Origin of the sequence: Acidovorax sacchari (genome assembly GCF_042847045.1) — a bacterium.
GTDB classification, from domain to species: Bacteria; Pseudomonadota; Gammaproteobacteria; order Burkholderiales; family Burkholderiaceae_C; genus Paracidovorax; species Paracidovorax sacchari.
In genome coordinates, this window is record NZ_AP035783.1 from 3,414,338 (window position 1) to 3,435,447 (window position 21,110).

The 21,110-nt window shown below is 72.0% G+C and carries 16 protein-coding genes and 1 pseudogene; 10 read left to right on the plus strand and 7 right to left on the minus strand.

Annotated elements, in window-relative coordinates:
* The first annotated feature begins 23 nt into the window (after positions 1-23).
* Together ACGHC0_RS15255 and ACGHC0_RS15260 are read left to right on the plus strand one after the other, a co-directional pair.
* Positions 24-1,259, plus strand: coding sequence for an MFS transporter (locus tag ACGHC0_RS15255; RefSeq protein ID WP_415266026.1), 1,236 nt, complete (start codon positions 24-26; stop codon positions 1,257-1,259).
* A gap of 130 nt (positions 1,260-1,389) precedes the next feature.
* Positions 1,390-1,650, plus strand: coding sequence for a hypothetical protein (locus ACGHC0_RS15260; protein WP_415266027.1), 261 nt, complete (start codon positions 1,390-1,392; stop codon positions 1,648-1,650).
* Positions 1,651-1,742: 92 nt separating this feature from the next.
* Here ACGHC0_RS15260 and ACGHC0_RS15265 read toward each other — a convergent pair whose 3' ends face one another.
* Positions 1,743-2,513 (minus strand): IclR family transcriptional regulator, encoded by a 771-nt coding sequence (locus ACGHC0_RS15265; protein WP_415266028.1) that lies wholly within the window; start codon positions 2,511-2,513, stop codon positions 1,743-1,745.
* Positions 2,514-2,900: 387 nt separating this feature from the next.
* Here ACGHC0_RS15265 and ACGHC0_RS15270 point away from each other — a divergent pair, with 387 nt between their 5' ends.
* The gene (locus ACGHC0_RS15270; RefSeq protein WP_415266029.1) at positions 2,901-3,968 is read left to right on the plus strand and encodes a porin; all 1,068 of its coding nucleotides are present in this window, start codon (positions 2,901-2,903) and stop codon (positions 3,966-3,968) included.
* Between the two features lie 112 nt (positions 3,969-4,080).
* On the opposite strand, the gene ylqF is transcribed toward ACGHC0_RS15270, so the two are convergent.
* On the minus strand, positions 4,081-5,046 hold the full coding sequence (gene ylqF, locus ACGHC0_RS15275) for a ribosome biogenesis GTPase YlqF (RefSeq protein ID WP_415266030.1): 966 nt from the start codon (positions 5,044-5,046) through the stop codon (positions 4,081-4,083).
* A gap of 127 nt (positions 5,047-5,173) precedes the next feature.
* On the opposite strand from ylqF, the gene ACGHC0_RS15280 reads away from it, so the two are divergent.
* The 3 genes from ACGHC0_RS15280 to ACGHC0_RS15290 all read left to right on the plus strand — a co-directional run bounded on the left by ACGHC0_RS15280 (position 5,174) and on the right by ACGHC0_RS15290 (position 7,036).
* Complete coding sequence (locus ACGHC0_RS15280) at positions 5,174-5,425, plus strand: hypothetical protein (RefSeq protein ID WP_368351793.1); 252 nt, start codon at positions 5,174-5,176, stop codon at positions 5,423-5,425.
* Positions 5,426-5,427: 2 nt separating this feature from the next.
* Positions 5,428-5,676 (plus strand): oxidoreductase-like domain-containing protein, encoded by a 249-nt coding sequence (locus tag ACGHC0_RS15285; protein ID WP_415268426.1) that lies wholly within the window; start codon positions 5,428-5,430, stop codon positions 5,674-5,676.
* Between the two features lie 94 nt (positions 5,677-5,770).
* Complete coding sequence (locus ACGHC0_RS15290; protein ID WP_415266031.1) at positions 5,771-7,036, plus strand: ATP-binding protein; 1,266 nt, start codon at positions 5,771-5,773, stop codon at positions 7,034-7,036.
* Positions 7,037-7,051: 15 nt separating this feature from the next.
* Here ACGHC0_RS15290 and ACGHC0_RS15295 read toward each other — a convergent pair whose 3' ends face one another.
* Positions 7,052-7,687: a LysE family translocator gene (locus ACGHC0_RS15295; RefSeq protein ID WP_415266032.1), complete on the minus strand. Its 636-nt coding sequence runs from the start codon at positions 7,685-7,687 to the stop codon at positions 7,052-7,054.
* A 141-nt stretch (positions 7,688-7,828) separates the two neighbouring features.
* Between ACGHC0_RS15295 and ACGHC0_RS15300 the strand changes: the two genes are divergently transcribed.
* Positions 7,829-9,547, plus strand: a complete 1,719-nt coding sequence (locus tag ACGHC0_RS15300; RefSeq protein WP_415266033.1) for a thiamine pyrophosphate-binding protein — start codon at positions 7,829-7,831, stop codon at positions 9,545-9,547.
* A 33-nt stretch (positions 9,548-9,580) separates the two neighbouring features.
* On the opposite strand, the gene gshA is transcribed toward ACGHC0_RS15300, so the two are convergent.
* On the minus strand, positions 9,581-11,143 hold the full coding sequence (gene gshA, locus ACGHC0_RS15305; RefSeq protein ID WP_368351797.1) for a glutamate--cysteine ligase: 1,563 nt from the start codon (positions 11,141-11,143) through the stop codon (positions 9,581-9,583).
* A gap of 267 nt (positions 11,144-11,410) precedes the next feature.
* Here gshA and xopZ point away from each other — a divergent pair, with 267 nt between their 5' ends.
* On the plus strand, positions 11,411-15,682 hold the full coding sequence (xopZ, locus tag ACGHC0_RS15310; RefSeq protein ID WP_415266034.1) for a XopZ family type III secretion system effector: 4,272 nt from the start codon (positions 11,411-11,413) through the stop codon (positions 15,680-15,682).
* Positions 15,683-15,720: 38 nt separating this feature from the next.
* On the opposite strand, the pseudogene ACGHC0_RS15315 reads toward xopZ, so the two are convergent.
* Together ACGHC0_RS15315 and ACGHC0_RS15320 are read right to left on the minus strand one after the other, a co-directional pair.
* Positions 15,721-16,584, minus strand: a pseudogene (locus ACGHC0_RS15315) (aldose 1-epimerase); the annotation flags it as partial.
* 16 nt (positions 16,585-16,600) lie between these two features.
* The gene (locus tag ACGHC0_RS15320; protein ID WP_415266035.1) at positions 16,601-17,563 is read right to left on the minus strand and encodes an SMP-30/gluconolactonase/LRE family protein; all 963 of its coding nucleotides are present in this window, start codon (positions 17,561-17,563) and stop codon (positions 16,601-16,603) included.
* A 122-nt stretch (positions 17,564-17,685) separates the two neighbouring features.
* Here ACGHC0_RS15320 and ACGHC0_RS15325 point away from each other — a divergent pair, with 122 nt between their 5' ends.
* On the plus strand, positions 17,686-18,501 hold the full coding sequence (locus tag ACGHC0_RS15325; protein WP_368351799.1) for an SDR family NAD(P)-dependent oxidoreductase: 816 nt from the start codon (positions 17,686-17,688) through the stop codon (positions 18,499-18,501).
* Between the two features lie 41 nt (positions 18,502-18,542).
* On the opposite strand, the gene ACGHC0_RS15330 is transcribed toward ACGHC0_RS15325, so the two are convergent.
* Complete coding sequence (locus ACGHC0_RS15330) at positions 18,543-19,505, minus strand: LysR family transcriptional regulator (protein WP_107129759.1); 963 nt, start codon at positions 19,503-19,505, stop codon at positions 18,543-18,545.
* A 106-nt stretch (positions 19,506-19,611) separates the two neighbouring features.
* Between ACGHC0_RS15330 and ACGHC0_RS15335 the strand changes: the two genes are divergently transcribed.
* Complete coding sequence (locus ACGHC0_RS15335; protein ID WP_368351800.1) at positions 19,612-21,054, plus strand: aldehyde dehydrogenase family protein; 1,443 nt, start codon at positions 19,612-19,614, stop codon at positions 21,052-21,054.
* Positions 21,055-21,110 lie beyond the last annotated feature (56 nt).

Consider the following 21,110-nt stretch of genomic DNA (forward strand, 5'->3'; position numbering starts at 1 on the left):
TTCTGCCGACAGATTCTCTTCCCATGCCATCCAGTTCCCCTGCCACCCCCGCGGGCAGCGCCCCGCACACCCAGGCCCCCGCAGGGCTGTCCACCCCGGTACTGCTGCTCATGGCCACCGCCTGCGGCCTCTGCGCCGGGGCCAACTACTTCAACCAGCCCCTGCTGCATTCGATCGCCGTGCAACTGGGCGTGAGCGAATCCCGCGCTGCGTTCACCGTGACGATCGCCCAGGTGTCGTACGCGGCCGGCCTGCTGCTGCTGGTGCCGCTGGGCGACAAGCTGGAGCGGCGGCGCCTGGTGGTGGCGCTGATGGCGCTGGCCGCCTGCGGGCTGTTCATGAGCGGCTTCGCGGGCAGCTTCGGCGCACTGGCCGCCGGCACGCTGATGACGGGGCTGTTCTCGGTGGCGGCCCAGGTGCTGGTACCGATGGCCGCGGCGCTGGCCGCGCCGGGGCGCAGCGGCCGCGCGGTGGGGCTCGTGATGAGCGGCCTGCTGGTGGGCATCCTGGCGGCGCGCAGCGTGGCGGGGCTGCTGTCGGGCGTGGGCGGATGGAGCCTGGTGTACCGCGTGGGCGGGATCGCGATCCTCGTGGTGGCCGTGGCGCTGTGGTTCACCCTGCCGGCGGTGCGCACGCCGAACCCGCCCAGCTACGGGCAGGTGCTGCGCTCGCTGGCCACCCTGGCGCGGCAGCACCCGCGGCTGCGCAGCCGGGCCCTGCTGGGCGGCCTGTCGTTCGGCTCGGTGAGCGTGCTGTTTTCCACCATGGCGCTGATGCTGGCCGGGCCGGCGCACCGGATGGGAGACGCGCAGATCGGCCTGGTGGGGCTGGCAGGCGTGGCCGGCGCGCTCATGGCCAACTGGGCGGGCCGCATGGCCGACCGCGGCCATGAGCAGTGGACCACCCGGGCCTCCGTGCTGCTGCTCGCGGCCAGCTGGGGCGCGCTGTGGCTGGGCGGATCCAGCCTGCCTTGGTTCCTGGTGGGGGTGCTGGCGATCGACCTGGCGCTGCAGGGCGTGCACATCAGCAACCAGAACGTGATCTACGCCCTGGCGCCGCAGGCCCGCTCGCGGCTCAATGCCGTGTACATGACGACCTATTTCGGCGGTGCCGCCCTGGGTTCCGCGCTGGGTTCGGCGGCATGGCAGCACGGCGGCTGGGGCGCCACCTGCGCCGCCGGCCTGGCGGTGGCGGGCGCGAACTGCGCCGCGATGTGGCACGACGCCCGGCTGGCACGGCATGCGGCCCGCCACGGATGAGCACGGGCGCGCACTGGCGGCGTGGTCCGACACGGCGCCCCCCGGCCGTACCGGTGTAATGGCATTTCAGAAGGCCCCGCACGCCGCGCGGCCGGCCCACCCAACCATGCATTGCGAGGAGGACCGACCCATGCACGCAGAACACGCGACCATCCACGGCGAAGTGACCTACCGCGAGGGCGACGGCATGCCCATCGCGATTCCCGAAGGCCCGGTGGAACTCACCCATGCGGACGACAGCGTCACGCTGAGCTGGAAGGAGCGCGACGAGAACGCGGCGGGCGTCGCCGCCCTGCCCCGCCACGAGTTCGACCGCTATGTGAAGGAAGGCAGGATCGTCACGGACGGCGCCCGGGAGGCCGGCGGCACCGGGGACGGCGGCGGCGACTGATCCCCCTTCGCGACTGATCCCCCTTCGCGACCGCCCGGGCGCCCATGCGCCCCCCGGCAAGGCGGTCGACAGGCTCCAGCAGGCCGGTCCCTTCAGCGGATCGACAGCGCGTCCGCCGCCTGCGCCAATTGCTCGCGCGCGGCCTGCAGGTCGGCTTCCAGCGGCCGGTCCGGGCGGCGGATGAAGGGGCAGGTCAGCACCGCCAGCGCCTGGCCCTGCGGCCCGCGCACGGGCATGGAGATGTCGATCACGCCGAAGGCCTGCTGGCTGTCGCCCTGCCACCAGCCCTGCGTGCGTACATGCTCCAGGATGGTGTGCAGTTCCGCCGGCTGCATGGGCGCGTCGCCCGCGGCCCCCTGCGTGGCCTGGTGCTCGGCCAGCATCTCGGCGCGGCGCTGCTCGGTCTGGAAGGCCAGCATCACGTGGCCCGAGCCCGTGTCGATCAGGCTCACCCGCACGCCCAGCCGGATCGACAGGCCCCAGTTGCCCGGTCCGTTGACCTGGGCCACCACCGTGATGTCCCCCCGGTTATAGACGCCCAGGTGGCAGGACTGCTGCGCCGCCGTGGCGAAGCCCTCCATCACCGGCAGGGCCTGGGACACCATGCGCTCCATGGGCGGATGGCTGTGCCCCAGCACGAAGAGCTTGAGGCTGAGCGCATAACGGTCGCCCTGCGGTGAGCGGGTGACGTAGTCGCGCGCCACCAGCCTCTCGAGCATGCGGTAGATCTCGCCCGGGCTGCGGCCCATGGCCTTGACGATCTCGGCGCGGGTGAGGCCATGGGGCTGGCCGGCCAGCAGCTCGAGGATGTCCAGCCCCTTGTCCAGGGCGGGAGCACGGTAGCGATCGGTTTCTTCTGTCATGGCGGGGAATGGGGATGGAAGAGGCCTGGCCGGGAGGGCCCCGGCGGCGCGCTGGTGCGGATTCTCCGGGCAATCGCAGGGCGGCTGCCTGGCAATTTGCCGTGGCACCTCCGCCACGGCAGCAGGGTATCCCCTCATTGGCGCTGCAGGCTCCCAGTTTTTACATTGTTCCTTAATAAACAAAAAGTTCACATATGAACTTGAAGGCGGGGCTTACGAGGCCGCGCCGCGAGGTGCTGCCCGCGAGGGCGGTGGCTCCAAGGCTGCCGGCGCGATGCCCCGCGCCCGGATCAGCCGGCGCGGATGCGCGCCACGGGTGGGGTGACTGCCGGGCTCGGCCCGGTTTCCTTTTCGATCAGCAAAGTTACTACAACGGAGATAAACGCTGTGAATACGCATTCCAAGACAACCCTGGCGGCTGCGGCCGCGCTCCTGGCCACGGCCGGCACGCTGCCCGGCGCGGCGCACGCGCAGTCCAACGTCACGCTCTATGGCCGCGTGGTCGCGGGCGTGGAATACATCGACAAGATCGCCGACCCCACGACCGGCCAGACGAACTCGCTCACCCGCGCCGCCGACAACCAGTGGGGAACGAGCATGATCGGCTTCCGCGGCAAGGAAGACCTGGGCGGCGGCCTGAGCGCCGTCTTCAACCTGGAGGGCGGCTTCAGCGCCACCAAGGGCACGACCGGGTCCGCGTTCTTCAACCGCCGTTCGCTGGTGGGCCTGAGCAGCACCAGCTGGGGTACGCTGATGTTCGGCAAGAACCTCTTCAACAGCAACGACGTGTGGAACATCGATCCCACGGGCCAGCAGTTCATGAGCAGCGCGACGCTGGTGCGCGGCCGCAACTGGCCGGGCGTGAACAACGTCATCGAATACACCACGCCCAGCTTCGGCGGCTTCACCGCCAACGTGCAGGTGGGCATGGGCGAGCAGCCGGGCTCGAACAAGCGGCTGCGCAACGAAGGCCTGTCGCTGGCCTATGCCGCGAACGACCTCGAAGTGCGTGCCATGCTCAACAGCCGGCGCGATGCCAACGGCAACTACAGCGACGCCTACAACTATTCCAAGGACGCGATCCTGGGCGGCACCTACCGCATCGGCGCGGCCAAGCTGTTCGCCGCCTACGAAGCCATCTCCGCCCCCGACGCCGCGGCCGGCGCACCCAGCAAGCTCAAGCACGGCTGGCTGGGCGTGCGCTACGACGTGACGCCTGCGCTGACCCTGATCGGCGCGGGCTACCGCGTCAGCGCCAACCGGGGCAACGGCAACGCCACGCTGCTGATGGTCGGCGCGGACTACTACCTGTCCAAGCGCACCTTCCTGTATGCATCGCTCGGCGGCGTGAACAACAGCTCCACCGCCAACTACGCGGCCGACGTCACCGTCAACGGTCCGGGCGCAGGCGCATCGCAGCGCGCCATGTACTTCGGCATGGGCCACTCGTTCTGAGGGGCTGCGTCCCGGTTTTCCTGTTTCTTTCATTGCGAGCCGGGTCACCGGCATTGGGGCTGCCATGCAGGACGTGGCAGCCTTTTTTTCCTTCCGCGCTGCTGCGCCGTGGTCAGTCGCCTTCGGTTTCGGCGCCCCTGGCGGGCCGCCCTCCCTTGCGGCGCGATTCGCGCTCGGCCTTTTTGGCGGCGCGGGCGGCTTCCTGCACTTGCGCCGCCGCGCTCCAGTCCTCGAATTCGGGCGGCGTCTCCAGCGTGATGCGCCCGAGGATGGCACTGCGGAAATCCGTCATGACCAGTTCGGCCGCCTTCTGCAGGTTCACCCGCCCGCCCGACATCACGGCCCCGCGCTTGCGCGCGATCAGCGTGAGCAGTTCGTCGTCGTGCAGCGCCGCGATCGCGGCCGGGTCCAGCCCGAGGCGGTAGCGCGCGTCCAGCAGGGGCGCGTAATGGCGCTGCAGGTAGGCCAGCAGTTCCAGCGCCACCTCTTCCTCGTCGTAGGCATTGCGGCCCACCGCGCCGCTCGCGGCGAGCTTGTAGCCGCTCTCGGGAATGGTGATGCGCGGCCAGAGCATGCCCGGGGTGTCCCACAGGTAGAAATCATCGTCCAGCACGATGCGCTGCTCGAGCTTGGTGATGCCGGCCTCGTCGCCGGTCTTCGCCTGGGTCTTGCCGGCGAGGGTGTTGATCAGGGTGGACTTGCCCACGTTGGGAATGCCGCAGATCAGCACGCGCATGGGCTTGGCCATGCCGCCGCGCTGGGGCGCGAGCTGCCGGCAGGCATCGATCAGGCGGCGGGCCGGTGCGGTGTCGGAGGCATCCAGCCCGATGGCGCGGGTGTCGGGACGGGCGTTGTACCAGTCGAGCCAGGCCGGCGTGCGGGCGGCATCGGCCACGTCCTGCTTGTTCAGCACCTTCAGCGTGGGCCGGTGGCCCGTGAGTTCGGCCAGCAGCGGGTTGGCGCTGGAGCCGGGCAGGCGCGCGTCCAGCAGTTCGATGACGACGTCGATGTCCTTGATGCGCTCGCCGATCGCCTTGCGCGTGGAATGCATGTGGCCGGGAAACCATTGGATGGCCATGGGAGGGACTCAGGTGGTGCGTTGGGAGAAAGGGGATGGACGGAGCGTCGGCGCGGCCGCACGGATAATCGCGCATCCGGCGCCCTGCCCCGCCCCCGTTGTTCCACCGATTGTCCCAGACCCGCCCATGACCCGCGCCTCTCCCACGCCGCCACCTGCTTCCGGGACCACCCGGCGGCAGGCGTCCGAAATGCTGTTCAAGGGCGTGACCTGCGCGCTCATCGGCATCGTCATCCTGCTGGCTCCCTATTACGCGCGCTCGCTGAGCGTGCGCGACCTCATGGGCCAGATCCACGTGGTCGGCTGGTTCGCGCTCGTGTTGGGACTGGCCTTCATGGGCCGCTGGGCCTGGCAGCGCTGGCGCGGCGGCCCCCGGTGACCCTGGCGGAACTTCCGCCCCTGCGCACCGCGGACGACGCGGCGCGGGCGTTCGCCGGACTGCAGGCACTGGCACAGGCCCGTGGCGTCGCGCTGCGGCCGCCGCCGGAGGCGCCCACCACCTGCTGCGGCCGCGGCTGCAACGGCTGCGTCTGGGAGGGCTTCTATGCCGCCGCGCACTGGTGGTGCGAAGACGCACAGGAGGCGCTGGCGCCGTCCCCCGCCGGCATGCCCGCGGCCCCGGGCCCCTGATGCACCCCGGCGGCCGCCGGCCCGGCAGGATGCCCGGCAGGCATTTCGCGTCCCCGAATGCTCTACGGTATTGCTGTCGCGTTATTCTCGGCCGATGCCTGCCACCGCGACCCCTGCCGCCGATCCGGCCGACGCCTCCCTGGAGGGGGGGCATTCCGCCGCCCGTGCCCTGGCGGCCCGCCACGCGCCGCAGCGCCTGGAGGCCGTGGAGGCCACGGGTCTGCTCGACTCCCCCGCGGAGCCGGGCTTCGACAGCCTGACGGCGACCGCGGCCCGCCTGCTGGGCGCCGCGGCATGCTTCATTTCCGTCGTCGATGGTCGGCGCGATTTCTACAAGAGCCAGTCCGGCTTTCCCGAGGCGCTGGCACGCACCCGGGAAATGGAGGGGCAGACGTTCTGCCACTTCACGCTGGACCGGGACGATGCGCTGGTCATCCGCGATACGCACGCAGAGCCGCAATGGCGCGCCGTGCCCACCGTGGAGAGCCTGGGCGTGCGCGCCTACGTGGGCGTGCCCCTGAAGGCGCACGGGCACAACATCGGCAGCTTCTGCGTGATCGACATGCGCCCGCGCGCCTGGACGGACGACGAACTGGAGACCATCCGCCAGCTGGCCGTCTCCGCGGCGCGCGAACTGGACCTGCGCACCGCCCTGGCCGCCGCGCAGGAGGCCGCCGCCACGGCGCGCGCCCAGGCGCTGGCGCGCGAACGGGTGCTGGCGGTGGTCGCTCACGACCTGCGCACGCCGCTGCAGGTGCTGCAGCTCAGCGCCACGCGCATCCAGCGCTGCGCGGAGGTGCCGCCGGAAGCCGTGGTGCAGCGCATGCTGTCGGCCGTGGGCATGATGGCCTCGCTGGTGGAAGGCCTGCTCCGGCCGTCCGATTCGGCATCGACCGTGCAGGCCCTGCCGCTGGCGACGCTGGCCACGGACGCGGTCGAGATGATGGCGCCCATCGCCGAGAAATGCGGCATCGCGCTCGTGGCGGGGCCGGTGCCCGAGACGCAGGTGCGGGTGGACTACGGACAGATGGTGCGGGTGCTGGGCAACCTGATCGGCAATTCGCTCAAGTACTCGCCCGAGGGCAGCACCGTGCGCATCGCCGGCACCTGCAGTTCGCCGCACGCCGCGCGATCGGTCGAACTCACGGTGGCGGACAACGGCATGGGCATGGCCCCGGAAGAAATCGCCCGCGCGTTCGAGCCGGGCTGGCAGGGCGAGACGGCCCGCGCCCGCAAGGACGGGATCGGCCTGGGCCTGGGCATCGTGAAATCGCTGGTGGAAGCCAACCGCGGCCAGGTGCGCATGGAAAGCCGCCCCGGCCAGGGCACTTCCGTCACCATCACCCTGCCGCACGCCTGAGCGGCGTGCCCGCGCTCAGCGTGCCGCCACCATGCGCAGGCCCAGCGCAATGAACACCGTGCCCGCAATGCGGTCCAGCCAGAGGCCGGCGCGCGGCCGGCGCTGCAGCCAGCCGCCGATGGTGCCCGCGAAGCAGCCCAGCAGGCCGAAGAGCACCGCTGCCTGCAGCGTGAACACCATTCCCAGCACGCCCAGCTGAAGCCCCACCGCCCCCTGCGAGGGCACCACGAACTGCGGCAGGAACGAGAGGAAGAACAGGACGACCTTGGGATTGACCGCGTTCGCCAGCATGCCCCTGGCGAACAGGGTGCGCAGCGGCTGCACGGCCTGCCCGGGCACGTCGGTGCGCAGGGTGCCGCCGCTGCCGGCATGGCGCAGGGCCTGCACGCCGAGCCACACGAGGTAGGCGCCGCCCACCCATTTGAGCACGGTGAACGCGGCGGGGGACGCCGCGATCATCGCGCTCACGCCGAGCACCGCGAGCAGCGTGTGGCTCAGGCAGCCCGCGGCGCAGCCGAGGCCGAAGGCCACGCCCCGCGCCCGGCCCCGGGACATGCCCATGCCCAGCACCATGAGGTTGTCCGGCCCCGGCGTGGCGGTGATGAGGACGGCGGCGAGCAGGAACGCGAGGATCTGGGCGGCGGTGGGCATCGCGCGATGATACGGGGCCACCGCACGGCCCCCCGGTTGGCGACCGGTGCGCCGGGCCCGGCTGTTCCACCCATCGGAACGCATCCCCTAGGCAGCGCCCGCGCCCTGGGCGATAGTGGCGCATTCCCCTCCTTCCCGCCCATGACCTCGACCTCTTTGCCCACCCCTCCTTCCGCCCCCGCCGCCGCCACGCTCCGCACCGGCGGCCAGATCCTCGTGGACCAGCTCATCCTGCACGGCGTGCGCCAGCTCTTCTGCGTGCCCGGCGAAAGCTACCTGGCGGTGCTGGACGCACTGCACGATGCCGACATCGCCGTCACCGTCTGCCGCCAGGAGGGCGGCGCGGCCATGATGGCCGAGGCGCAGGGCAAGCTCACCGGGCGGCCGGGCATCTGCTTCGTCACGCGCGGGCCGGGGGCCACGAATGCCTCGGCCGGCATCCACATCGCGCACCAGGACTCGACGCCGCTGATCGTGTTCGTGGGCCAGGTGGCCCGCGAGGCACTGGGCCGCGAGGCCTTCCAGGAGCTGGACTATGGTGCCGTGTTCGGCACCATGGCCAAGTGGGTGGTGCAGGTGGACGATGCGCGGCGCCTGCCGGAGCTGCTGTCGCGGGCGTTCCACGTGGCCACCTCGGGCCGGCCCGGGCCGGTGGTGGTGGCGCTGCCGGAAGACATGCTAACCGATGCTGTGCAGGCCGCCGACGCCCTGCCCCATGCGGTGGCCGAGACGCACCCCGGCCCGGACGCGCTGCGCGAGCTGGCCCGGCGGCTGGCAGCGGCCGAGCGGCCGGTGGCCATCCTGGGCGGCAGCCGCTGGTCGGAAGCCGCCGTGCGCGATTTCACGGCCTTCGCCGAGGCCTGGAGCCTGCCGGTGTACTGCTCGTTCCGGCGGCAGATGCTGTTTCCGGCCAGCCACGGCTGCTACGGCGGCGACCTGGGCCTGGGCGCCAATCCGAAGCTGCTGGCGCGCATCCGCGAAAGCGACCTGGTGCTGCTGGTGGGAGGGCGGCTGTCGGAGGTCCCGTCCCAGGGCTATACGCTGCTGGACATTCCCGTGCCGGCGCAGCCGCTGGTCCACGTGCATGCGGATGCCGACGAACTCGGCCGGCTGTACCGACCGGCGCAGGCCATCCATGCGACGCCGCAGGCTTTCACGGCCGCCCTGGCCGCCGTGCGGCCGGAAGGGCCGGTGCGCTGGGCCGCCCGTGCCGCCGAGGCGCGCGCCGACTACCTGGCCTGGAGCGATCCCGCGCCGATCCGCATTCCGGGCCCGCTGCAGATGGGCGAGGTGATGCGCCATCTGCGCGAGGTGCTGCCGCCGGACACCATCTTCTGCAACGGCGCGGGCAATTTCGCCACCTGGGTGCACCGCTTCTGGCCGTTCACGGCCTTCGCCAGCCAGCTCGCGCCCACCAGCGGCTCCATGGGCTACGGCCTGCCGGCCGGCGTGGGCGCCAAGCGGCTGTGGCCGCAGCGCGAGGTGGTGGTGTTCTCGGGCGACGGCGACTTCCTCATGCACGGGCAGGAGTTCGCCACCGCCGTGCAGTACGGCCTGCCGGTGATCGTGGTGCTGCTGGACAACGGCATGTACGGCACGATCCGCATGCACCAGGAACGCGAGTACCCCGGCCGGGTGAGCGCCACGCAGTTGCGCAACCCCGACTTCCGCGCCTACGCGCAGGCCTTCGGCGGGCACGGGGAGCGGGTGGAGCGCACGGAGGATTTCGCGCCCGCGCTGGCCCGCGCCCGCGCGAGCGGCCTGCCCAGCGTGCTGCACTGCCTGCTGGATGCGGAGGCGATCACCCCCACGGGCACGCTGGCGGGCATCCGCGGCGCGGCGCAGGCGGCCGGCCGCTGACCGAAGGCCTGGAAAAGGGCCCGTGCGAAGGGCCTATACGGTCTGCGCGAGCGGCGCGCCCGCCGCCGACGACGACGCCGCGGAGCCGATGGCCATGTAGCGCTTGCGCCAGCTCTCGAAATCCAGCGTGTCGGCGGCCTCGATGGCCTTCTGCTCGGCCAGCGACTCTGCGGCCATGCGCTCGTAGCGGGCCTGCTGCCCGCCGGTCCAGGGCTGCTGCAGCAGGGTGTCGCGGGAAGCACGGGACTGCGCGAGCGTGAAGCCCAGGAAGCTCTGCGCGTGGCCACCGGCCATGCGCGCGAGCACGCGGGCGGACGGCGTGGCGTCGGGCTCGCGCAGCAAACTCTTTGCCGCCTCCAGGACCTGCGCATGCGCATCCGTGCCCTGGGCCGCGTCCAGCGCGGCGGCGATGGGCGTGCATCCCGCCAGGATCTCCGCGCCCCACTCCACCAGCGGCACGCTGCGGCCCGCACGCTCCAGGCACAGCCCGGGCTCGCGGCCGCGCTCGGCCGTGAGGTGCTGGTTGCGCTTGAGGGCGGCGATCTCGGCGGGGGTGTCGGGCGGGCTTTCCGACAGCAGGCAGTGCAGCAGGAACATGTCCAGCAGCCGCATGGTCGGCGCCTCGATGCCCACGGGGGCGAAGGGATCGAGGTCCATGAGCCGCACCTCCACGTACTCCACGCCGCGGTCGCGCAGCGCGTGCAGGGGGCGTTCGCCAGGGCGCACGGTGCGCTTGGGGCGGATGGTGCCGTAGAACTCGTTCTCGATCTGCAGCAGGCTGGTGCCCAGCTGGTTGTAGTCGCCGCCGGGGTTGCGCACGCCCAGCGCCTCATAGGCGGGATAGGGCCGCGTCAGCGCTTCGTGCAGGGAGTCGGCATAGCCGTCGAGCCCGTTGTAGCTCACGGCCAGCGTGGCCTGCGCATCGCTCTGGTAGCCCAGGCGGCCCATGCGCAGCGAGGTGGCGTGCGGCAGGTAGAGGGAATCCGGTCCCAGGCGCTGCAGGCCGTGCTGGCGGCCCTGCACGAAGCAGTCGCACAGCGCGGGCGATGCGCCGAAGAGGTAGAGCAGCAGGAAGGCCTGGCGCCGGAAGTTGCGGATCAGCCCGAAATACTCGTCGCTCGCGATGCCGGGCATGGACCAGTTGTAGTGGATGCCCGAGATGGTCTGCATGCGGCGGCCATAGCGGTGCCCCAGGCCCATGCGGTAGATGCTCTTGGCGCGGCCCACGTTGGAGGAGCCGAAGCGCGCCAGGGGAATCGTCTCGTCCGTCGGCAATCCGCAGGGCATGCTGGATACCCACAGCATCTCGCCGGACTGCGCCAGGGTGCGCAGCACGAACTGGTGGATTTCGGTCAGCTCGTCGAGGCACTCCTGCACCGAGCCGCGTGCGCCCGTGATGAGTTCGATCTGCGACTCGCTGTAGTCGGTCGTGATGTGCGGATGCGTGAGCGCGGAACCCAGCGCCGCCGGATGCGGCGTGAGCGCCAGCCCGCCCTCGGCCAGCACGCGCAGGCCCTCCTTCTCGATGCCGCGGCGCATGCCCGCCAGCCGGTTTCCTGGCAGCGCGCGGGTTCTCTCCTGCAGTTGGCTCGTCATGGTGCGTCTTTTTTGTTACCGGTTGGTCCGTGTCGGGACGGAACTTAGCACGCCGGCAATGCTCGCGCTCGCACCTGCGTCCAAGTCCCTGCTTCGCGCCGCCGGAAGGTGCTTCGGCCGGGAGCCGGCCGAAGCACCGGCACCCACTCCATCATCCGAGGCGTCGTGGCCAGCCAACGGCGCACGCCCCCGGGCGTGCGGCGTCCAGCCACTCCCTTCCCGGGCCTTCCGGGATCGCGCACGACGCCCCTGTGACCGATGGACGCCATGCCGAAATTTTCCCTGCACCCCCATACCACCACCCTGCTCGTCCCCGGCAATGCGCGCAATGCGGCACATGCCGGCGACCCCGCCCCCGGCAAGCAGGCCCACCACAAATTGCACCAGCTCGACGGCGCGGCGGCGCGCAGGGAAGCGCTCGCGCCGCACTTCGGCCTGGCCGGCCGGGTGCGCGAATACCTGGCGGAACCACTGCCCGCTGCGGCCGATGCCGATTCCGCGGGTGCCGCCGCTGCGCAGCCCGCCCCGCCGGCCGCCACGGCCCCGCGCAAGGCGACCAAGGCATTGCGCAAGTTCCTGGGCAAGGCGGGAACCGCGCTCGGGCTGCGGGCCGGCAAACCCGTGGGGCTGGACGAACTGACGCGCTTCCGGAATACGGCTGCCGCCGGCGCACGGCCCATCGCGCGGGACACCGCGGGCGACCGGGGTACCTGGCGCAGCGTGGGCTCGGCGCAGGCCCGTGCCTTTGCGGCGTCGCAGCGGCTGCACGAGGCCGAGGTGGCGGCCCGCAAGGCCACCGCCCTGGAGCATCTTGTGCAGCTGCACATCGAGCGGCTGGAATCCGATGCCCGACGCACCGGCCGCCGCATCGCTCACGCCGCGGACCGGCCCGCGCCGCTGCGCCGGCAGCAGGCCGCCATCGCCGCGCAGCAGCAGGCCCTGGACGCCAGCATCGCCCGGCTGGCGGAAGACACCGCCACACTGGAGCGGCGCATCGCCCAGGCCGAAGCGGCTCTGGCGGCGCCCGTCCGAGGCCGTCTCGGCACACTGCTGGCCGCGCGCACCGAGGCCGACCGCACCGAGGCCGACCGCACCGAGGCCGACCGCGGCGGCGCAGACACCGGAGAGGAGGTTGCCGCGCTGCGGCAGCATCTCCATGAACTGCGGTCACTGCACACGATACGCACGGGCGTCCGGCAAGGCCTGGAGCAGCGCAGGCAGGATGTGCAGGCCGGGCTGGAGCGGCTGGAGCGTTCCGCGGTGGCGATGGCCCGCGACCTGTTCGACGCGGATGACGAAGCCGCCGACCTGCGCTCCCTGCTGGGCGGCCTGCAGGAGCGGCGCGCCACGCTGGAGACGGCGCGGGATGCCGCCCGGGCTGCCAGCGAAGCGGCCGCGGCCGCGCTGAAGGCGTGCGAAAAGGAAATGGCCGACCGGCAGATCGATACGCTGCCCGGCCTGCGCGCCCCGGGCGCACCCGCGGAGGCGGCCGCCCGTGCGGCGTTGAAGGACGCGCTGCGGAACTGGTCGGAAGGGCTGGACACGGCGATGTTCGGCGACCGGGCGATTCCCGCTGCCGGCGTGGTGGCCGTGGGACTGAAGGCCCTGGCCGTAGCGGCCGATGGCGACCCGGCGGAGGCGCTGCAGGCCCTCGCCGCGTTGCGCCGGCTCCGCTGGGCAGACCTGGCGCCCCCCCCCGGCGCGGATGCCGCCCGGCCGGCCGCGGCAGGCCTGCCGCCCGCGGCGCAGCGCACGGTGGACCATCTGGCGCGCGTGCCCCGGGGACTGCAGGTGTTGTCGCACCTGCTGCGCCCGGAAGGCAGCCCGGCCGCACAACCGGAGCGCCTGGCGGCCGCGCGCCTGGCTTTGCGCGCCGATGCGTTGCTGCGCGCCGCCGCGCCGGACGACACCGCGCTGCGCACATGGCTGGGCCACGCGCGCCACGCCGCCCGCCGGGCCCTGCATGCCGCGGAGCCCGCCAAGGCGCTGGACGCATGCACGGTGGACGAGCGCGCGGCCTACCACGCGCTGCGCAATGGCTATGAAAGCAACGCGCCCGGCTCGGCCTACGACCGGGCGAACGGCCACCTGCAGCGGCTGGCGGACGCATTGCACGACCTGGCGCGGCACGGTGCGCAACCCCGCGCCTTCGGCGGGCAGCCCAATGCGCTGCGCTCTTTGCCGCAGGCGCTGGAGGTGGGCTCCGCCACGGCGCTGCCCACGCCGCGGCGCCGGGCGGACGCGGCCCTGGAAAAGGCCGCCGGCCAGCTCTCCGAAATGCTGGGCGGCCTGCGCGCGGACCGCCCCCCGGGCCGGCTGCCCGGCCCCGCGGAATGCGCCTGGCAGGCCCTGGCGGAAACCGTGCAATGGGCGCCGGAAGGCACGGACCGCACCACCCTGGTGATCGATGCCGCCGCGCGCGGGCGCATCGCGGCGCGCGCCACGGAACTGCGCGCGCACTTCGAGCGCACGGCGCTCGGCCAGGGGCTGGCGCCTTCGGAGCTGTCGCAGGACAGTGTGCCCCTGCTGGAGGCCGCCTGGCAGCGGCTCGAGCGGCGCCCGCACACCGCGGCCGAGGCACTGGCCCTCCTGGCCGAGGGTCTGCCCGAGGATGCGGGCGGGCCTTCCTCCCCGCCACCACCGCCGCCGCCCGGCGGCACGCCCGTGTCCTGGCACGGCTATGCGCTGCAGCAGGGCGCGCAGTTCCGCGCCAGCGTGCAGGAGGCTGCCCGCCTGCTGCGCGACGGCGCACCCGGGCAGGCCACGCATGCGCAGGCCCTGCTGGACCTGACGCGGGACATGATCGGCCAGCTCGAATGGCGCGATCGCCTGCGCCTGATCGGCCAGCAGGCCTGGGGCCTGAACGCCGGGCCGCTGTCCGCGGCCGTGGCGCTGGGGTCCTCCGTGTTCGGCCTGGGCGTGCGGCTGATCGCCGGCGCGCAGCGCAACCGCGACGCCGTGATGGAGTTCTACATGGGCCGCACCGGCATGTACCTGCAGATCGGCGAGCAGCGCACGGGCCAGGTGCAGGTGGGCGCGGGCGCGAACACCGGCTATGCCACCAACCTCGGCACCGACCAGGCGACGCTCGGCGGCACCCTCGCGGCGGACTGGCGCTGGCGCGGCGAGCGCGGCCTGGAAAACGGCATCCAGTTGCGCCTGCCGCGCCTGGGCAAGGGCCGCGAGCCGGAACTGAACGTGGAATTCCTGGATGCCTACGAACACCTGCTGCGCCTGGCGGAGCCGGGCCCCGACGGCGCGCCGGCACGCCACGACTGGCTGCGCGAGCTGCTCGCCCACCATCCGGAACTGAGTGCCGGCCTGATCGACGATGCCCGGCGCTCCAGCACCGGCACCGAGACGAATGTGTCCGCCAGCGCGGGCCTGCGCGTGGGCGAGGTCGCGGGCCGGGGCCGCCGCGCGGGGGTGGCCGCCAGCCTGGGCGCGAAGATGCGCCAGGACAACGGCCGCACTGCCACCACCATCGCAGGCTACATGACCACGGTCTATCGCGATGCGACCGCTTCCTCCCGGGTAGAGGTCGCGGCCCGCGCCACCGCCAGCGTGCAGATCGCGGAGGCACTGCGCAGCAACGGCGCCGGCACCGCGCAGCGCGCCAGTGCCGGGCTGGGCGGACTCGACGCGGGCTACGCGGTGGAAGTGGCCAACCACGCCACGACCCATTTCTGCACGCTCTTTCTCTTCGGCGACGAGATCGACCCGGTGCGCAGCGACCGTGCCACGGACTACTCGCGCTTCGCGGAATTCGAGCGCCACGTGCGGGCGGAATGGGACGGGTGGGCGCACTACGGCACCGGCAAGCTCGGCAGCGACGTGGAAGGGCCGCTGCACCACCTGCTGGCGGACATCCAGCTTTCGCATTTCATGGAGCAGGCGCGGACATTCGCGCAGGGCAACGGCTTCGCCGCCATGTTCGCGGACAAGGCGATGCGCGCGCCCGCCGCGCCGCTGCTGGACACGCACCGCGCGCTGGCCGCGCTGGCCCGCGCGGCGGGCGACGAGGACGGCGCGCGGGCCGAGGACGCGGCCTTCGACGATTTCCTGCAGAACGAGGCCATGTGGGAGCCGACGCTGCTGCTGCTGCGCGAGAAGGCCAAGCTGCAGGAAGAGCGTGGCCTGGACTTCTTCCTCAAGCACCAGAACAACCGCGGCGCGGAAGCGATGCGCACGGTGGGCCAGTGGATCCTCTACGAACCCGTGCCGCGGCGCGAGCCGGGCCAGCGCCTGCAGCCCGCGAGGACCTGGGAGCCGCGGCAGGCCCCCGAGGCCAGCGACGCGCAAGGCGCGGCGGAGACCGGTGTCGGCGGCGGCAGCCGCTACGACACGGCCAGCGAGGCGAGCCTGGACTCGTTCCGCACCGCCCCCGGATCGCCGATGCGGCCTGACACCGCCCTCGACGCCCTGGCCGCCGCGGACGGCCCCGCGGTGGAAGGTCCGGCCGCAGGCGCAGGCCCGGACGCTGCCACGCGGCCGGACGGCGGTGCACCGCCGGGCGCCGCATCGTCGAGCAGGCCGTAGCGCCACTCGACGCGCAGCGCGAACGCCTGCCCGCGCTCCAGCACGCGCAGGCCCGGCTGCCCCGGCTGGTGGAAGGCATCGATGGGCTGGGTGATGGGCTCGAAGCAGAAGGCCGGCCCTTCGGGCGGCCGGTACACCAGGCAGAAGTGGCGCTCGGCACCGCCGTCCTGCACGAAGCCCGGCATGCGCGCCGTGAGCTGCAGGCCGCGCTCGGGCCAGGCGATGCGCGCCGTGCCGCCCCAGCCGGTGTAGGCGTTGTCGATCAGGTTGCCGTGGGCCGATATGCCGCCATTGAGGTTCCAGCCCTCGGGGAACCACTCGGTGTGGCGCGTGGGCAGCGGATCGCTGCCGCAGAGCCACACGCCCTGCACGGGGGCGGAGATGCGTGTGTCCGGCGTGCGCGGGAACCAGGGATGCAGGCCCAGCCCGTAGGGCAGCGGCTCGGGGCCGAGATGGCGCACCTGCACGCTCTGGTCCAGCCCGCCCGGCACCAGGCGGAAGGTCTGCACGCATTCGTAGTGGTAGGGATTGCCCTGGAAGCGGTCCGAGTGCAGGGCCATCTCCAGGGTGTCGGGCGCGGGCTGGCGCAGGCTCCAGGGCTGCAGCCAGCCGTCGCCGTGGATGGGGTACGGTTCGCCTGCGCGGTTGGGCTGCATCGGATGGAAGTGCCCCGCATGGAAGAACCCGCCGCAGCTGATGCGGTTGGACCAGGGCACCATGGCGAACGAAGCCATGCGGTAGAGGTCGGCCGTGCGGCCATCCCACGAGCGCCACAGGTCAACGCGGCGGCCGTCGGGCCCGTCGATCTGCCAGGCCGCCACGCTGCCGCCCAGCGAAGGCACGAGGCCCAGGTGCTGACCGGCATGGTGCAGCCAGGTGACGGGATGGAAGGTCTCGTTCATGGGCGTCTCCAGGAGGTCAGCCGCCGAAGCGGTGGGCCGGCAGGCCGGGGCCGTCCACGGAGACGGCGAAGAGCGATCCGGCCAGGGGCTCGGCCACCAGCCGGGCCTCCGACAGGCCCGTTCGGGCGGAGATGATGAAGAGCGTGCGCAGGCCGGGGCCGCCGAAGGCGCAGGTGGTGACCTGGCTCACCGGCAGCGGCACGCGGCACAGTTCCGCTGCGCTCACGGGATCGTGGCAGGTCACGCACGCGCCGCCCCAGTGTGCGATCCACAGCCGCCCCAGCACGTCGGTGGTCATGCCGTCGGGCAGCCCGTCCTCGTCGGACCAGCGCTTCCACAGCGTCCGGTTCGAGAGCGCTCCCGTGTCGGGGTCGAAGTCGTAGCGGTAGGTGCAGGCCTCGGCGGTGGCGTTGAAGAACAGGGCCGGCGACCGCGTCCCGCCGGCGGCCCCGGCGTGCGACCAGGCCGGGCCGTTGGTCACCGCGAAGCCGTCGTCGTGTCGCGTGCAGCGGCCATCGGGGTCGAAGCGGTAGAGCGCGCCGGTGGGCGCCTCGCAGCCGAAGTCCATCGATCCGGCCCAGAAGCGCCCCTGGGCGTCGCACTTGCCGTCGTTGAAGCGGTTGCCGGTGCGCTCCGGTTCGGGCTGGTGCAGGTAGCGCGGCGCGGTGTCCGTGGCCGGATCGAACAGCGCGAAGCCGCGGCGCAGGGTGACGACGAGGCCGGGTGCCGCGGCGCGCTCGGCCAGCGCGGAGATTTCCTCGTCGAAGGTCCAGCAGCGGTGCGCGCCGCCTGCAGGGTCCCAGCGGTGCAGCTCGCGGGCGAGGATGTCCACCCAGTACAGCGCCTGCTCGCGCTCCGACCACAGCAGCCCCTCGCCCAGCTGGGAGGCCATGGGCCGCACGCAGCGCGCCGCGCCGGTCGCGGGGGCGGGCCAGGGCACGGCCGATGGGTTGCCGGAAGGCATCTCGGGAGGATTCATGCGCGTCTCCAGACGTTGTTTCAGCGCCCGTCTGTCGCGGGCCTCTTGACGCGGCGCATCTTATCAACGCAAATTGATGCACGTAACCATTATTTTTTCTATCAATCGATACCAAAATTTATATGTCTCAAATTCCACCCGTTCCTTCTTCCGGCGCCGCCGCCTCGCCGTCCGGAGCCCTGTCGGTGTTTCCCAGCCTGCGCGGACGCGTGGTGTTCGTGACGGGGGGCGGCAGCGGGATCGGCGCCGCCATCGTCACGGCCTTCGCCGAGCAGGGTGCGCGCGTGGCGTTCGTGGACGTGGCCCGCGAGGCCAGCGGGCAACTGGTCCGCGACATGGAGGCCGCGGGCCTGCCGCGCCCCTGGTGGCGCGAGTGCGACGTGCGCGACATCGATGCCCTGCAGGCCGCCGTGCGCGATGCCGCGGCCGAACTGGGCGATGTCTCCGTGCTGGTCAACAACGTGGCCAGCGACGACCGCCACACGCTGGAGTCCGTCACCCCCGAGTACTACGACGAGCGCATGGCGATCAACGAGCGCCCGGCCTTCTTCGCGATCCAGGCGGTGGTGCCGGGCATGCGCCGGCTCGGCGGCGGCTCCATCGTCAACCTCGGCTCCACCGGCTGGCAGGGCAAGGGGTCGGGCTACCCCTGCTATGCGATCGCCAAGTCGTCGGTGAACGGGCTCACCCGGGGCCTCGCGCGCACGCTGGGCCAGGACCGCATCCGCATCAACACCGTGTCCCCCGGCTGGGTGATGACAGAGCGCCAGATCCGGCTCTGGCTCGACGCCGAGGGCGAGCGGGAACTCGCGCGCAACCAGTGCCTGCCCGACAAACTGCAGCCGCGCGACATCGCGCGCATGGTGCTGTTCCTGGGCTCCGACGATGCCGCGATGTGCACCGCGCAGGAGTTCAAGGTGGACGCTGGATGGGTCTAGCAGAAAGCAACCCCCTGAGGCGCTTGCGCGACTTCCCCGCCCTACTCGTCCATCTCCAGCTTGCGGCCGTACTGCACGAAGCTGGCCTGCTTGAGCGCCTTCATCATCACCTTGGCGGCAGGCGAGAGCAGGCGGTCGGTGCGGGTGACGATGCCGAAGGCGTCCATGTGGCAGGGCATGGCGATCGGCAGCACGGCGACGATGCCGTGGGCCGCGTAGTAGTGGGCGACGTCCGCGCCGACCACGGCGATCATCTCGCTCTGCTGCAGCATGCGGGTGATGAACAGCAGCGCTGAGGTCTCCACGATGTCCGTCGGCGGGGCGAGGCCGTCCTGCTGGAACATCAGGTCGAACCGGTGCCGCAGCACGCTGCCGGCGGGCGGCACGATCCAGTTGGCCGAGAGCACGTCCCGCAGCGTCAGGCCGCTCATGCCCGAGAGCGGGTGGCCGGGGCGGCTGATGGCGCAGATCGGCTCGTCCGTCAGCGGCTCGTAGCGCAGGTGGCCGGTTTCCGGGCCGGGGAGCACGCGCCCCACCATGATGTCCAGCCGCCCCTGCTCCAGCCGCTCCAGCAGCACGGGGCTGGTCTCGATGTCCAGCGTGATGCGCAGGCTCGGGTGCTGCTGCTTGACCAGGGCCACCGCCGCCGGCAGCAGGCTCAGCCCCGGCGAGGTGATGGCCCCGATGCCCACCTGGCCGTAGTGCCCCGTCTTCAGCGCGCCGATCTCGTCATGGGCCTGGTTCAGGCTCGCCAGCGCCATGCGCGCATGGCGGATCATGGTCTCGCCATACCAGGTGGGCCGCATGCCGCGGGGCAGGCGCTCGAACAGCGGTACCTCCAGCACGTCTTCCAGGTCCTTGAGCAGCTTGGAGGCGGCCGGCTGCGTCATGCTGAGCACCTGGGCCGCACGGTGGATGTTGCCCTCCTCGGCCAGGGCCACCAGCAGCAGCAGCTGCCGGGTCTTGAGCCGCGCGCGGATGAACCAGTGGTTGTAGGTGCTCATGGGGTTTTCCTGAATGCCGGGATTGATATGTATTTTGTCCAAAAAACTATTGGATTGATATAAAAAACCTCCATAGACTGCGTCGCAACCGTAGCAAAGAGGGTCCATGAAGCTTGGCGACATGCAGCAGACGCCCCGGCACCTCATCAATGGGCGCTGGGAGATCGGCACCACCACCGGGGTGAGCGTCAATCCGTCCGACACCCGGGAGGTGGTGGCCGAATACGCCCGCGCCGACCGGAACCAGGCGGGCCAGGCCGTGCGGGCCGCTGCGGATGCCCTGCGCCACTGGAGCCGCAGCGCGCCCCAGCGGCGCGCGGACGTGCTGGACATCGTGGGCAGCGAGTTGCTGGCACGCAAGGAAGAGCTGGGCACGCTGCTGGCCCGCGAAGAGGGCAAGCCCCTGCCCGAGGCGGTGGCGGAAGTGGTCCGCAGCGGCCACATCTTCAAGTTCTTCGCCGGCGAGGCGCTGCGCATCCCCGGCGAGCTGATGGCATCGATGCACCAGGGCGTGCAGGTGGAGGTGACGCGCGAACCGGTGGGCGTGGTCGGCGTGATCGCGGCCTGGAACTTCCCCTTCGCCATTCCCGCGTGGAAGATCGCGCCGGCCCTGGCCTTCGGCAATACGGTGGTGTTCAAGCCGGCCGAACGGGTGCCGGCCTGCGGCTGGGCACTGGCCGAGATCATCGCCCGCAGCGGCCTGCCGGCGGGCGCGTTCAACCTCGTCATGGGCAGCGGGCGCGAAGTGGGCCAGACCCTGGTGGACCATCCCCTGGTCGATGCCCTGAGCTTCACCGGCTCGGGGCCGATCGGCGCGCGCATCCTGCGCTCGGTCGCGGCGCGCGGCGCCAGGGTGCAGCTGGAACTGGGCGGCAAGAATCCGCTGGTGGTGCTGGCCGACGCCGACCTGGACCAGGCCGCGGACTGCGCCCTGCAGGGTGCCTATGGCTCCGCCGGACAGCACTGCATGGCCTCCAGCCGCATCGTGGTCGAGGCCCGCGTGCACGACGAGTTCGTGGCCCGGCTGCGCCAGCGCCTGGCGGCGGTCCCCGTAGGCCATGCACTGGAGCGCGGCACGGGGATGGGGCCCGTGGTGGACGAACGCCAGCTGGCGCAGGACCTGGAGCACATCGCGGCCGCCCGCCAGGACGGTGCGGAGCATGTCTTCGGCGGCGAGCGCATCGAGCGCCCCACGCCCGGCCACTACCTGAGTCCGGCGCTTTTCACCGCGCGCCCCGAACACCGGATCGCCCGCGAGGAGATCTTCGGCCCCGTGGCCTGCGTGCTGCGCGCGGACGATTACGAACACGCCCTGGGGATCGCCAACGACACGCCCCGCGGCTTGTGCGCGGGCATCTGCACCACCTCGCTGAAGCATGCCATGCATTTCAAGCGGCATGCCCGCGCGGGCATGACCATGGTCAACCTGCCCACGGCCGGCGCGGATTTCCAGGGCGAGCGCCGGGAGCCGGGCCACGGCCCGCGCGACCGGGGCCGCCACGCCGCGGAGTTCTTCACCACGGTCCGCACCGGCTACATGCTGGCCTGAGAGGAATGCCCACTGCCTTCCCCGCCCCTCTCCCCCTTCCTTCATCACACCACCAT